Consider the following 13,652-nt stretch of genomic DNA (forward strand, 5'->3'; position numbering starts at 1 on the left):
GCCATAACCTATCTTCTACAGTTGCAAATTGAAGTTGCCTTTTAAAGGGCGTTATAGGGCCTGGGCTGAGGGCTTGGCACCACGCTCGGTCTTTTGCTTGCTGTACCAGTGGCAGGATTGTTATCCTTGTTCCCGGCAGCACCTTGCCGCATACGCCCTTAAGTGACGTTCGGAGCGGATCCGCTTTCCTTAATGGCGCACCTTCTCTCGATCCGATGGTAGATCCTGTAGTTCAGCTTTGCGACGTGTGCTTCCTCTTTGCGCGATACATGGCCTCATCGGCCTCGCGCAGGAGTTGATCGACCGATTTCTCCACACTCGGGTCCCAGATCCCCACACCTGTACTCAACCCGATCTTCAACTCGTCCAGGCCCTCTTCGGCACACCAACGGGCGAAAGCCCGGCGCAGTCGAGTCGCCACACACTGAGCGCTTCCATTCATCTCGGGGAGTATGATCAAGAACTCATCGCCGCCATAGCGGAACAGGAGATCGGTCTCCCGGACGGTCCGGCAAATGAGTTGGGCCACCCCCTTCAGCACCTCATCCCCGCGGAGATGGCCGAACCGGTCGTTTATCAGTTTGAAATTGTCGATATCCATGATCAAAAGGGCGAACGGGTGTCCGTAGCGCTTAGCCCGCTCCCACTCCCGCTCCAGCATCTCAGCCAGATAGCGACGATTGTACAGGCCGGTGAGCGGATCGCGGATGGCCTGGGCTCGTAGCTCGTTCTCCAGCTCCACGCGCCGCAGGGCCTCCTCCACGTGGCCGACGAGGAGCTCGGCCATCCTCACGTCGTCTTCAGTGAACGCGTTTTCCCGTTTCGCGGCCGCTTGAAAGACCCCCCGCTCACCGATGGGGACGCTGATGAATGAACGGTACTCCTCAGCGGCCACGGCCTCAGGAAAGTCCGCTGGGTCCCCGAACAGGGTCCTTCCCTCCTGAATGGTCCGCCAGGCGATTCCGCCTTGATCTTTATGGATCCGTGGCGCCCCAGGAGGGGAAAGCCCCTCCAAATTAGCCCGGCTCACCAGCTCGTCCCCCTCCCGCACTGCGAGGTCACATTCGTCGAATCCCAGAATATTCCTCGCCGCCCTGATGGCGTTTCTCCATACCTCCTCTTCACTCGCGCAAGCCCCGAGCTCACGGGCAGCAAGGTGAAGCTCCTCCAGACGACCACGGAGTTCGCGCTGGGTCTGCTCCGACTGCCTAACGGCCTCCATTGCCTCCTGCGCTGCGAGGGCTACGGCCGCTTGGTTAACGAGTGCCCCGAACAAGCGGATGTCCCCGCGGGAAAAGCCGTTCGGTTCCGTGGAGACCGCGGCGAACACTCCAAGGATCTTTCGTTTCACCATCAGCGGGATGAGAAGCTTGGCCCCTTCCCCAAACAGGTCCTCATCCCCAAATGCGCTTGCTGAAAGATCGGGAAGGTAGAGCCACCTACCGGTCCTAATCACCTCTGCTACGGGACTTGCCCCGTGCGTAAGATCAACTGTACGCCCGATACTCTCCTGCGGAAGCCCATAGGCGGTTACCAGCCGAAGCTCCTTCGCCTCCTTATCCAGGAGGAAGACTGCACACACCTGCGCACCAAGGAGATGGTGGCCGATCTGAACCACCCGCTCACAGACCTCATCTTTGCTTTTGGAAAGAGCAAGCCCACGGGAGAGCCGGTACACGCCCCGTAGACGCGCCTCTGCTTTCTTACGCGCGGTCACGTCACGGTTGACCGACAAGGTCGCCGGCCTTCCCTGGTACTCGATCAGGGTCACCGCACACTCGGTCCAGTACTCGACTCCATCTTTGCGCCTCTTCCTCTCTTCGAAGTAGATGGTCTCCCCCCGCGCCAGCTTCTCGTTAGCCGTTTCATAGGTAATTGCAGGCTCCTCAGCCGCAAGGTCGCGCATGATGTTCATGCCGATGAGCTCCTCGCGGGTGTAGCCGGACTGCCGGGCAGCGGCGGGGTTGGCCTCGAGGATTGTGCCATCGAAGCGGGTGATGTACACCGCGTCGGCGAGCCGCTCGAAGAATAGCTGGAATCTCCTCTCGCTTTCCCGGAGCCTCCGTTCAGCCTCCACCCGGGCGGTGAGGTCCCGCCCCACCCCGACAAAGCACCTTCGGCCTTTCCCTTCATAAGAGGCAATGGCCCACTGAACGGGGAACCTCGTCCCGTCCTTCCGCAGTCCCTCCACCTCCAGAAGACGGTGTTCTGCACGGCCGTTGGCAAGATTCTTCTTAAACACCTCTTCATGGCGTTTCTTGTACTCTTCCGGCATGAGAAGCGTTACCGGCCTTCCTAAGACTTCCTCTTGCGAGTAGCCGAAGAGCTTGGCTGCCCCGGGGTTCCAGGAGCGGATCCTTCCTTCCGCGTCGATGGTCACCACGGCATCCGGGAGGGCACTAAGTAGATTCCGGAGCTCGGACTCCCTTTCGGCGAGCCGCTCCCGGTCCATGGCTGCCCGAACCGCTAGGGCGATCCCCTCCCGTACCCCTTCCAGGCGCTTGAAATCTGACTGCGAAAAAGCGTTTGGATCCTGCTTGTTGTCGAGGTTGAAATAGGCAATAATTTTTCCTTCGTAAGCGATGGGAAAGGTGAGAAACGCCGCCACCGGAAATTCAGCTAGCATCTCTGCAACTTCCTTGGGGAGGTACTCTCTGTTCAGTTCGTGCGGGTTGCGGACGATGGCGGGGGTGTCCTGATACAGGATCTTCTGGAGCATCTTGTCCTTCGGGATCCTTGCTTGGGAGAGCTTTGCCAGGTTCCATCCCACAGCGGCCCGGAACTTAAAAACGCCTTCCGCTTCGTCAAGCACAAGGAGGGTTCCAGTTTGGGCCTGCGGGACAAGGGAGATGGCATGTTCCAGCAAGAGCTTACCCAGGGCCCTGAGGTCACGGGTGCGGTTGAGTGCCTTCAGAAACTCAAGTGGTACATTCTCCATCTTCCCGAGCTTGCCACTCTCCTTTTCAATGATTGTAACAATTTAAGAGGTTGCATCCATCCCGTGGCTTGAGGGGAAAAGGCGAGAAAACCTCTCCCTAATCGCGCTGTTCCATTTTCAGATCGGTGAGAGCTTGTGCAATGGATTCACAGAGATGGGGTAAGCTTCTGCGAGCAGCGTTCGTTCATCCCTTTGTAAAGCGTCGATGGTCGGAATTTCATCCAGGAGAGGATCACACCATCCCTATTGGAGTCATCCCTCTGCACGCTCCCATTCACCTCCCAGAATCCAGTCTTCTACAGCTTGTACCCGATCTTGCGCAGGAACTCCTTGCGGGTCTGGATGTCGGCATCGGTCTCGACGCCCTTGGGCGAATTCCCATCGATCACCCCGAGGATTCCGCGGCCCTGGTCGGTCTGCGCGACGATCACCTCGACCGGATTGGCGGTGGCGCAGTAGATGCGGCAGACCTCGGGCACGTCCTTGATCCGGTTGAGGACGTTGATCGGAAACGCGCCGTCGAGGAACACGATGAACATGTGCCCGGCTCCAATCGCCTGCGCGTTCTTCACCGCAAGATCGACCAACTTTTCATCGGTTCCGGTCTTGCGGACGAGGCACGGGCCGGATGCCTCGTTGAACGCGAGCCCGAACTTGATCCCAGGCACGGTCGTCACCAGCGCCTCGTGCAGGTCCTCGACCGATTTGATGAAGTGGGTCTGACCAAGGATCAGATTCAATCCATCGGGATTTTCGATCTTGACGGTCGTAAGCTCCATGTCATCCTCCTTTCAATTTCTCGGCGATCGCCTCTGGTTCGAGGGCGATCTCCGTCTCCTTACCGGTTTCCATCTCCTTCAGCCGTGCCGTGCCGGTTTTTACCTCGTCCTCTCCGATGACGATCACGTAGCGCGCCTTGATCTGGTCGGCGTACTTCATCTGCTTGCGCAACGACCGGCCGCGGTAGTCGAGGTCGACCCTGATTCCCTGCCGCCTGAGCGCGTGCGCCAGTTCCACCGCTGCATTCCGCGCCGCATCCCCGATGGTGACGAAGAAGAGGTCGACCCCGCTGCCGGATTCCGGCAGGAGTCCGCGCGCCTTGAGCACCAGGATCAGCCGCTCCATCCCACCAGCGAACCCGACTCCCGGAGTAGGAGGGCCTCCGAGCTGGGCCACCAGCCCGTCGTACCGCCCCCCGCCGAGGAGGGCGTCCTGCGCCCCCAGGTCCGTGGAGACGAGTTCGAATACGGTGCGCGTGTAGTAGTCGAGCCCGCGCACGAGCTTGGGATGACGAGCTCGAATACGGTGCGCGTGTAGTAGTCGAGCCCGCGCACGAGCTTGGGATCGATCCGGTAGGGGAGGCCGAGCTGATCGAGGTAGCCCTTGACCTTGTCGAAGTGGTCGCGGCACTCGTCGCACAGGTAGTCGACGCTCCCCGGCGCCCCGTGGATGTGCGGCTGACAGATCTCGTTCTTGCAGTCGAGGATCCTGAGCGGATTCTCGGCGTAGCGGCGCTGACAGTCGGGGCACATCTCCTTTATCCGCGGGGCGAAGTACTCCCGCAGGGCATCGCGGTAGCGGACCCGGTCCTCCGGGCAGCCGATGCTGTTCAGCCGCAGCGACAGGCCCGTGAGGCCGAGCGATTCCATCAGTGTCCAGGCAAGGTCGATCACCTCAACGTCGAGCGCCGGATCGAGCGCCCCGATCGCCTCCACCCCGTACTGGTGGAACTGGCGCGATCTCCCCTTCTGCGGCTTCTCGTAGCGGAACATCGGGCCGACGTAGTAGAGCTTCTGGAACGGTTCGGTGTTGAACAGACCGTGCTCGACGTAGGCGCGCACCACCGATGCCGTCGCCTCCGGGCGCAGCGTCAGGGACCTTCCCTTCTTGTCCGGGAAGGTGTACATCTCCTTGTTGACGACGTCGGTCGCCTCCCCGATCCCGCGCGAGAACAGCTCGGTATGCTCGACGATCGGAGGGCGGATCTCGCGGTAGTTGAACGCGCGCGCGATCTCGCGAATCCTGGCCTCCACCGCGGCCCAGTACGGGGTCTCGTCCGGGAGGATGTCGCGCATCCCCCGCACCGACTCGTACGCCATCAAAGCTCCTTCAGCAGGTTCATCATCTCGATCAAGGCCTCGGCCGCCTGGGCTCCCTTGTTCCCGAGCTTGGTCCCGGCCCGCTCGATCGCTTGATCGATCGTGTCGGCGGTGATCACCCCAAATGAGATCGGAACGTCGACCTCGAGGTTGAGGCGGGCGAGCCCCTTGGTGATCTCGCTTGCCACGTACTCGAAGTGCGGGGTCGCCCCCCGGATCACTGCGGCAAGCGCGATCACCCCGTCGTAGCGGCCGGAGGCGGCCATCCGCTGCGCCGCTTTCGGAACCTCGAACGCCCCCGGCACCCAGGCGACGTCGGTCGCTTCTTCCTCCACCCCGGAGCGGCGCAATCGGTCGAGGGCGCCGTCGAGGAGCCTTCCCGTGATCAAGTCGTTGAACCGGGAGACGACGATCCCGACCCGCAACCCCGCTCCGATGAGACTTCCTTCGTATACCTTTCCCATCCTGACCTCCTTACACGTGCTTCAACTGGTGGCCGAGCTTCTCCTTCTTCGTCCGTAAGTAATCCCGATTGTGCTCGTTCGGCGGGATCTCGATCGGGATCTGCTCCACGATCTTCAGCCCGTAGCCGGCGAGGCCGATCACCTTCTTCGGGTTGTTGGTGAGGAGGCGGATCGTGGAAAGCCCGAGGTCGGCGAGGATCTGCGCCCCGATCCCGTAGTCGCGCAGGTCGGCCGGGAACCCGAGCCGCTCGTTCGCCTCCACCGTGTCCAGCCCTTGGTCCTGGAGCCGATAGGCGCAGACCTTGTTCTTCAATCCGATCCCTCGCCCCTCCTGGCGCATGTACACGATCACCCCGCGCCCCTCGGCCTCGATCAGCTCCATCGCCCGGTGGAGCTGGTCACCGCAGTCGCAGCGCAGCGACCCGAACACGTCCCCGGTCAGGCATTCGGAATGCACCCGCACCAGGACGTTCTCCGCCCCGGCGACCTCCCCCTTCACCAGTGCGACGTGCTCCTTGTCGTCGAGCGGGCTTGCGTAGCTGACGATGCGGAAGTGTCCGTACTTGGTGGGGAGGTCCGCCTCGGCGACCCGAGTCACCAATTTCTCCGTGCGCTTGCGATGGGCGATCAAATCGGAGATCTTGACGATCCCGAGGTCGTGTTCTTTCGCGAGCCGCTCGAGCTCGGGGAGACGGGCCATCGATCCGTCCTCGTTCATGATCTCACAGATGACCCCGGCCGGTTTCAGCCCGGCGAGGCGGGCGAGATCGACCGCGGCCTCGGTGTGCCCGGCACGGCGAAGGACCCCGCCGGGGCGGGCGACAATTGGGAACACGTGCCCGGGCCGGGCGAGGTCATCCGGCGTGGAGTTTTCGTCGATCAGGACTTGAATCGTGTGTGCCCGGTCGTAGGCGGAGATCCCGGTCGTCACCCCTCTTGCCGCGTCGACCGATACGGTGAAGTTCGTCCCGTGCAGCGCGGTGTTCTCCGGGGCCATTGGGGTCAGGTTGAGGGCCTTCGCCCTCTCCTCGGTGATCGGGACGCAGATCAGTCCCCGTGCCACCCGGGCCATGAAGTTGATCGCCTCCGGGGTGGCGTGCTCGGCCGCGATCACGAGGTCGCCCTCGTTCTCCCGGTCCTCATCATCCACGATGATGAGCATCCTCCCGGCCTTGATCCTCTCGATCGCCTCTTCAATCGTGATGAACATTCAGCATCCTCTCCACGTATTTCCCCAGGATATCGAACTCCAGGTTCACCGCATCCCCGGGGTGACGGTCGCGCAGGTTCGTGTTCTCATACGTTTCCGGAATCACCGCGCAGACGAACCGCGCCGCCGTGACCCCGAACGCGGTCAGGCTGATCCCGTCGACCGCGATCGACCCCTTCTCCACCAGATAACGCGCGTACTCCGGCGGGTAGCCGAACACGAATTCCCATCCGGTCTCCCGTCGCACCATCTTCTCCACCCGCCCGATCGCGTCTACGTGTCCGAGGACGATGTGCCCATCGAGCCCGTCCTCCGGCCGGAGCGGGAGCTCCAGGTTCACCCGCGTCCCCGGACGGAGCTTCCCCAGGGTGGTGCGGACCGCCGTCTCACCGGATACGTCCGCGGTAAATCGCCTCCCGGTGAGGGCCCGCACCGTGAGGCAAACCCCATTCACCGCTACGCTTCCCCCCGGCCTGAGACGGGGGGCGATCCCCTCGGGGACATCCACCGTGATCGCTCCCGCTCCCGCGGCAACGACGGTCCCCACTTCACAAGTGATTCCTGTAAACATCGGTATTTTCGAGTTTAGCGGAACGGTTTTCCATTATCAACGAATTCGTCTTGGTGCGCCGCGACAAGCATTGACAAACTTTCCCATCCGGGCTATTATTTAGCAAACAACATGTGAGAGTGCTAACGATGGCGAGTGAGGAGCTTTCCGAGAGGCGTAGGCTGATTTTGAAGGAGATCGTGGACCGGTATATTCGGTTCCGCGAGCCCGTATCCTCGCGTATGATCCTCGAGGATTACGGGCTGCGGGTCAGTTCCGCCACGGTGCGGAACGAGATGAACGCCCTCGAGACGGCGGGATACATCGAGAAGCCCTACTCCTCCTCCGGGCGGATCCCGACGAAGAAGGGATACCGGTTCTTCGTCGATTGGCTCCTCGACCTGTCCGAGCTCAGTAAGAAGGAGCGACGGGAGATAGTGGAGGCCTATCAGATCCGCTGTCTGGAGGTGGGGGAGACGATGCGCCAGACCGCGTTCCTCCTTGGGAACATCACCGGTTACGCGGGATTTGTCATCCCGCCGCAGTGGGCGCGGATGCGCCTCGACCGGGTGGTCCTCGTCCCGATGGAGCCGCGGTTGGTCCTGCTCGTTGTCGTCTCCGAGATCGGGGTGGTCGAACACGGGCTGATCCCGCTCGAGTTCGACCTGACCGAGGAGGAGGTGGCACGGGCGATGGAGGCGATCAACGACACCCTGCGCGGAATGACCCTGGACGCGGTGCGCGCCGCGGCCGGGCGCGACGCCCCGGAGGGCTGGTACGACCGTTCGGTCCGGGTCGCCCTCCTCGTGATGCGCCGGCTCCTCGAACGGCGGACGCGGGAGCGCCTCTACCTGGAGGGACTCCTCAACATGGTCGACGACCTGCGCGCGGTGGTCCCGGATCAGGCCCTCGATCGGTTCGTCGGCCTGATCCACGCCGTGCAGGACGAGGAGCGGTTCATCGCCGCTGTCCGGGAGACTCGGGGCGAACGGGATGGCCTGGTGGTGAACGTGGGTGACTTTCCTCTCCCCGGGTTGGAGGAGTTCAGTGTGATCACCCACGATTACCGCCCCTACTCCGGAGTGATCGGGGTGATCGCCCCGCTGTGGATGGACTACAGCCGTGCCCTGTCGGCAACGAGCTACATCGCCAACCGGCTGGAGGCCCTCCTCGTCGCGTCATGCAAAAGAACGGTAGGAGGAAGAGATGACGGAAGATAAAGATAAGAAGCTGAATAAGGAAGAAACAGAGGAAAAGCAGGAGCAGCCCCTGGAAGAACTCCTGCGCAAGAAGGATGAGGAGATCCAAAGCTACATCGACCGGCTCAAGCGCCTGCAGGCCGAGTTCGAGAACTACAAGAAGCGGGTCCTGCGGGACATGGCGAGCCTGGAGGAACGGGTCTCCGACCGGGAGGTCCTCGATTTCCTCCCCTTGTACGACAACCTCGAGCGCGCGTTCGCGAGCTACAGCGGGAACAACGACGCGCAGTCGTTCATCGAGGGGATAGAGAGGATCTTCGCCCAGTTCGATCAGATCCTGAAGCAAAAGGGGATAACCCCGATCGAGGCCGAAGGGACCCTGTTCGACCCCGCGCTGCACGAGGCGCTGCTGAGCGTGGAGAGCGACCAGGAACCGAACGTGATCCTGGAGGAGTTCGAGCGCGGGTACCTTCGACGCGGCCGGGTCCTGCGGCCGAGCAAGGTGAAGGTGAGCAAGGGAAAGAGACAGGATACTAAGGAGGATGAAGATGGCGGACAAAGTTAAGGAGAAGATTATCGGAATAGATTTAGGAACGACCAACTCGTGCGTCGCCGTCCTCGAGGGCGGATCCCCGGAGGTGATTCCCAACGCTGAGGGAGAGCGGACCACCCCGTCGGTGGTCGCGTTCACCGAGAACGGGGAGCGCCTCGTCGGGCGGCTGGCCAAGCGCCAGGCGATCACCAACCCAAACCGGACGGTCACCTCGATCAAGCGCAAGATGGGGACCGACTACCGGGTGCGGATCGAGGTGAACGGGAAGGTGGAGGAGTACACCCCGGAGCAGATCTCGGCGATGATCCTGCAGAAGCTGAAGGCCGACGCCGAGGCGCATCTCGGTGGTAAGGTCAAGAAGGCGGTCATCACCGTCCCGGCCTACTTCAACGATGCGCAGCGTCAGGCAACGAAGGACGCAGGGAAGATCGCCGGGCTCGAGGTGATGCGGATCATCAACGAGCCGACCGCGGCCGCCCTTGCCTACGGCCTGGATAAGGCCGAGGAACAGACGATCCTCGTATACGACCTCGGGGGAGGGACGTTCGACGTCTCGATCCTCGAGATCGGAGACGGGGTGTTCGAGGTGGTGGCGACCGACGGTGATACCCAGCTCGGAGGCGACGACTTCGACCGCCGGATCATGGACTGGCTCGTGGACGAGTTCCGCGCCGATACCGGGATCGACCTGACCAAGGATCCGTCCGCGATGCAGCGGCTGAAGGACGCGGCCGAGGCGGCGAAGAAGGAGCTCTCGAGCCGGATGGAGACGACGATCAACCTCCCGTACATCAGCGCCGACTCCACCGGGCCGAAGCACCTGGAGCGCAAGCTCACCCGCGCCAAGTTCGAGCAGATGATCGAGGACTACCTGAACCGGACGATGGACATCGTGGAGGGTGCGCTCAAGGCAGCAGGCAAGACGGAGAAGGACATCGATCAGGTGGTCCTGGTGGGAGGATCGACCCGCATCCCCAAGGTGCAGGAGTTGATCGCGTCCCGCATCCCGGGAAAGATCAACAAGGAGATCAACCCGGACGAGGTCGTGGCGTGCGGCGCGGCGATCCAGGGCGGAGTCCTCGCCGGTGAGGTGGACGAGATCGTGCTTCTCGACGTGACGCCGCTGACGCTCTCCATCGAGACCCTCGGTGGGATCGCCACCCCGCTCATCGAGCGGAACACCACCATCCCGACCGAGAAGACGAAGACGTTCACCACCGCCGAGGACAACCAAACTACGGTGGAGATCCACGTGGTCCAAGGGGAGCGGAAGATGGCGGCGGACAACAAGTCCCTCGGCAAGTTCCAGCTCACCGGGCTTCCGCCTGCTCCGCGCGGGGTGCCGCAGATCGACGTGACGTTCAGCATCGACGCCGACGGGATCCTGCACGTGACCGCGAAGGACAAGGCGACCGGGAAGAGCTCCTCGATCACGATCAAGGAGACCTCGCGCCTGTCCGAGGCCGAGATCGAGCGGATGCGGAAGGAGGCCGAGGAGCACGCCGAGGAGGACAAGCGCCGCGCCGAGGAGATCGAGGTCCGCAATCAGGCCGACCAGCTCGTCTACCAGACCGAGAAGGCGCTGAACGAGCTCGGGGACAAGGTCCCGCAGGCGAAGCGTGCCGAGCTCGAGGACCAGATCCGTCAGCTCAAGGAGAAGCTCTCCAGCAACGCGCCGGTGGATGCCCTGCGCCGGGCGATGGAGGAACTGGCCAAGAGCGCACAGCAGCTCGGAGCAGAGGCGTACAAGCAGGCGTCGACGGAGCAGCAGGCGAGCGGGGCCGGGTCTTCGTCCGAAGAGTCCGAGCCCAAGCCCGGCGATTACGTCGACGCTGAGTATGAGGACAAGGACGAGAACAAGTAAAATGCGGTCTTAGATCACAGCTACGGAGGAAGGGGGCGGCGTGACCAAGCGAGATTACTACGAGATCCTCGGTGTCTCCCGTGACGCGAGCCCGGAGGAGATCAAGCGCGCTTATCGCCGTAAGGCGAAGGAGTTCCATCCGGACCGCAACCCCGGCGACCGCAAGCGCGCGGAGGAGGCGTTCAAGGAGGCGACCGAGGCGTACGAGGTCCTCTCCGACCCGGAGAAGCGGGCCCAGTACGATCGCTACGGTCACGCCGGCCCGGCACAGGGGTTCGACTTCTCTGGGAGCGACTTCCGCCGCGCGCGCGAGGCGTGGTCGGAGTTCGGGTTCGGTGGGTTCGACGACATCTTCGACTTCTTCTTCCGCCAGGGAGCGCCGCAGACGGCGACGCGGACTCAACGCGCCCGGGTGCAACGGGGTGAGGACATCGAGTACAAGCTGCGGATCACCCTGGAGGACGCCGCCACCGGGACCCGGATGCGGATCACTGCCCCGCGGCTGGTCAAGTGCGATCACTGCAACGGGACCGGGATGGAGCCGGGGACGAGCAAGCGGGTCTGTCCGACGTGCGGCGGTCGCGGCCAGGTGGAGTACCGCCAGCAGAGCCTGCTCGGTAGCTTCGTCACGGTGCGCACCTGTCCCGAGTGCAACGGGACCGGGGAGGTGATCGAGCATCCGTGCTCCCGCTGTCATGGAACAGGACGGGTCAAGGAGCGGAGCAAGATCTCGATCAACGTCCCCGCCGGGGTGGACAACGGCTCCCGCCTGCGCCTCAAGGGGCAGGGGAACGCGGGGCCGAACGGCGGACCACCCGGTGATCTGTACATCGTGATCGAGGTCATCCCCCACCCCAAGTTTCGCCGCGAGGGACGCGATATCCACTCCCAGATCAAGGTGAGCTATCCCCAGGCCGTCCTCGGGGCGAAGGTCACGGTCGAGACCCTATGGGGAGAGGAGACGGTGACGATCCCGCCGGGGACGCAGCCCGGGACGGTGATCAGGTTAAAGGGGAAGGGAATGCCCGAGCTGAACGGCCGCGGCCGCGGTGATCACTACATCGAGGTTCAGGTCGACGTGCCGCGCAAGGTCAATTCGGCCCAGCGCCGCCTCCTCCTCGAGCTGCAGCGGACCCTCCCTCCGCCAGAAGGGTCTTGATGACCTCCCGCATCGCTCCGATCGCCCGGGCGCGGTGGCTGATCCGGTTCTTCACGTCCTCTCCCAGCTCGGCCAGGGTTTGGTCGTAGCCGTCGGGGATGAACAGGGGGTCATAGCCGAACCCCCCCTCGCCGCGCGGCGCGGTCGCAATCCTTCCGGATAGAATCCCGTTGCACACGTACTCCCGTCCGTCCGGGAACCGAAGGACAGCGACGTCCACAAACCGGGCGCGACGATCGGTCACCCCGGTCAGATTCTTGAGCAGAAGTGCGTTGTTGCGCGCGTAATCGACCGGCTCGCCTGAGTAGCGGGCCGAGTATACCCCAGGGGCGCCGTCGAGGGCATCGACCTCGAGCCCCGAGTCCTCGGCGAGGACCGGAAGCCCGGTCTCGGCGCAGATCGTCCGTGCCTTGAGCCGAGCGTTCTCCTCGAACGTGGTCCCGGTTTCGGGAACGTCGGAGAACGGGCGGTCGTGGAAGGTCAACAAGGAAACGCCGGAAAGATCGGAAAGGAGCTCCTTCAGCTCCCTGATCTTCCCGGCGTTCTTCGTCCCGAGGAGGATCCTCATCCAGCGCGGACTGGCTGTAACTTCAGCTCGTCGGCGAAGTGACAGGCGACGAAGTGCTCGCCCCCGATGTCGCGGTACTCCGGCGCCTCGGTCTTGCAGATCTCCTTGGCATAGCGACAACGGGGATGGAAGTAGCAGCCCGACGGCGGGTTCACCGGCGAGGGGACGTCGCCCTCGAGCAGGATCCGCTCCACCTCGTAGTCCGGGTCCGGGACCGGTACCGCGGACATCAGCGCCTCGGTGTACGGGTGCTTCGGGTTGGTGAACAGCTCCTCAGTCTCGGCGAGCTCCACCGCCTTGCCGAGGTACATCACCGCCACTCGGTCGGAGATGTGGCGCACCACCGACAGGTCGTGGGCGATGAACAGATAGGTGAGCCCGAAGTCCTTCTGCAGGTCCTCGAGCAGGTTCAGCACCTGGGCCTGGATCGATACATCGAGCGCGGAGACCGGCTCGTCAGCCACGATCAGCTGGGGCTCGAGGGCGAGGGCGCGCGCGATCCCGATCCGCTGGCGCTGTCCACCGGAGAACTCGTGCGGATAGCGCTTCATGTGATCCGGCTTCAGCCCGACCGCTCCGAGGAGCTCCTGCACCCGCTGCTCCCGTTCCTTCCCCTTCGCCACTCCGTGCACGAGGAGCGGCTCACCCACGATCGCTCCCACCGTCATGCGCGGGTTTAAGGAAGAGTAGGGGTCCTGGAATATGATCTGCATGTCGCGGCGCAGCGCTTTCATCGTCTTGCGCGACGCTTTGGCCACATCGACGATCCTGTACTCCTCCCCTGGTTCGGCGAGGGCCTTAGAGCGGAAGTGAATCTCCCCCGCAGTCGGCTCGATCAGCCGCAGGATCGTGCGCCCGGTCGTGGTCTTTCCGCACCCCGACTCCCCCACCAATCCGAGGGTCTCCCCCTCCTTGATGAACAGGTCGACGTCGTCGACCGCCTTCACCTGGGCGACCACCCGGCGGAATACCCCTTTGCGCACCGGGAAGTACTTCTTCAGGTGCTTCACATCGAGCAGGACGTTATCGGAAGACAATCTCAAATCAC

Annotated in this window: 11 protein-coding genes and 1 pseudogene; 4 read left to right on the forward strand and 8 right to left on the reverse strand. The window is 63.1% G+C overall.

Going from position 1 to position 13,652, the window contains the following annotated elements; genetic code table 11:
• Positions 1 to 232 precede the first annotated feature (232 nt).
• From J7J55_05300 to J7J55_05325, 6 genes and pseudogenes are all read right to left on the reverse strand, one after another.
• Positions 233 to 2,938: a PAS domain S-box protein gene (locus J7J55_05300; protein MCD6142116.1), complete on the reverse strand. Its 2,706-nt coding sequence runs from the start codon at positions 2,936 to 2,938 to the stop codon at positions 233 to 235.
• Between the two features lie 296 nt (positions 2,939 to 3,234).
• Complete coding sequence (locus J7J55_05305) at positions 3,235 to 3,717, reverse strand: adenosine-specific kinase (protein MCD6142117.1); 483 nt, start codon at positions 3,715 to 3,717, stop codon at positions 3,235 to 3,237.
• Position 3,718: 1 nt separating this feature from the next.
• Positions 3,719 to 5,037, reverse strand: a pseudogene (locus J7J55_05310) (histidine--tRNA ligase).
• Positions 5,037 to 5,501: a 6,7-dimethyl-8-ribityllumazine synthase gene (locus tag J7J55_05315; GenBank protein MCD6142118.1), complete on the reverse strand. Its 465-nt coding sequence runs from the start codon at positions 5,499 to 5,501 to the stop codon at positions 5,037 to 5,039. Before J7J55_05315 ends, J7J55_05310 begins: the two are co-directional and overlap by 1 nt.
• A 10-nt stretch (positions 5,502 to 5,511) precedes the next feature.
• Entirely contained in the window at positions 5,512 to 6,711 is a 1,200-nt protein-coding gene (locus tag J7J55_05320) for a bifunctional 3,4-dihydroxy-2-butanone-4-phosphate synthase/GTP cyclohydrolase II (GenBank protein MCD6142119.1), read from the reverse strand.
• Positions 6,695 to 7,282, reverse strand: coding sequence for a riboflavin synthase (locus J7J55_05325; GenBank protein ID MCD6142120.1), 588 nt, complete (start codon positions 7,280 to 7,282; stop codon positions 6,695 to 6,697). The genes J7J55_05320 and J7J55_05325 overlap by 17 nt, the downstream gene beginning before the upstream one ends.
• A gap of 179 nt (positions 7,283 to 7,461) precedes the next feature.
• On the opposite strand from J7J55_05325, the gene hrcA reads away from it, so the two are divergent.
• Genes hrcA through dnaJ form a run of 4 tightly spaced genes read left to right on the forward strand, consistent with a single transcriptional unit; the run spans position 7,462 to position 12,036 of the window.
• Complete coding sequence (hrcA, locus tag J7J55_05330; protein ID MCD6142121.1) at positions 7,462 to 8,481, forward strand: heat-inducible transcription repressor HrcA; 1,020 nt, start codon at positions 7,462 to 7,464, stop codon at positions 8,479 to 8,481.
• Positions 8,468 to 9,025, forward strand: coding sequence for a nucleotide exchange factor GrpE (locus J7J55_05335; protein ID MCD6142122.1), 558 nt, complete (start codon positions 8,468 to 8,470; stop codon positions 9,023 to 9,025). Before hrcA ends, J7J55_05335 begins: the two co-directional genes overlap by 14 nt.
• Entirely contained in the window at positions 9,009 to 10,877 is a 1,869-nt protein-coding gene (gene dnaK, locus J7J55_05340) for a molecular chaperone DnaK (protein ID MCD6142123.1), read from the forward strand. The genes J7J55_05335 and dnaK overlap by 17 nt, the downstream gene beginning before the upstream one ends.
• Positions 10,878 to 10,917: 40 nt before the next feature.
• Entirely contained in the window at positions 10,918 to 12,036 is a 1,119-nt protein-coding gene (dnaJ, locus tag J7J55_05345; GenBank protein ID MCD6142124.1) for a molecular chaperone DnaJ, read from the forward strand.
• On the opposite strand, the gene rdgB is transcribed toward dnaJ, so the two are convergent.
• Positions 11,969 to 12,604 (reverse strand): RdgB/HAM1 family non-canonical purine NTP pyrophosphatase, encoded by a 636-nt coding sequence (gene rdgB, locus J7J55_05350; protein MCD6142125.1) that lies wholly within the window; start codon positions 12,602 to 12,604, stop codon positions 11,969 to 11,971. The genes dnaJ and rdgB overlap by 68 nt on opposite strands.
• Complete coding sequence (locus J7J55_05355; protein MCD6142126.1) at positions 12,601 to 13,641, reverse strand: dipeptide ABC transporter ATP-binding protein; 1,041 nt, start codon at positions 13,639 to 13,641, stop codon at positions 12,601 to 12,603. The genes rdgB and J7J55_05355 overlap by 4 nt, the downstream gene beginning before the upstream one ends.
• Between the last annotated feature and the right edge of the window lie 11 nt (positions 13,642 to 13,652).

It is taken from the genome of Candidatus Bipolaricaulota bacterium (assembly GCA_021159055.1).
Lineage (GTDB): Bacteria > Bipolaricaulota > Bipolaricaulia > UBA7950 > UBA9294 > S016-54.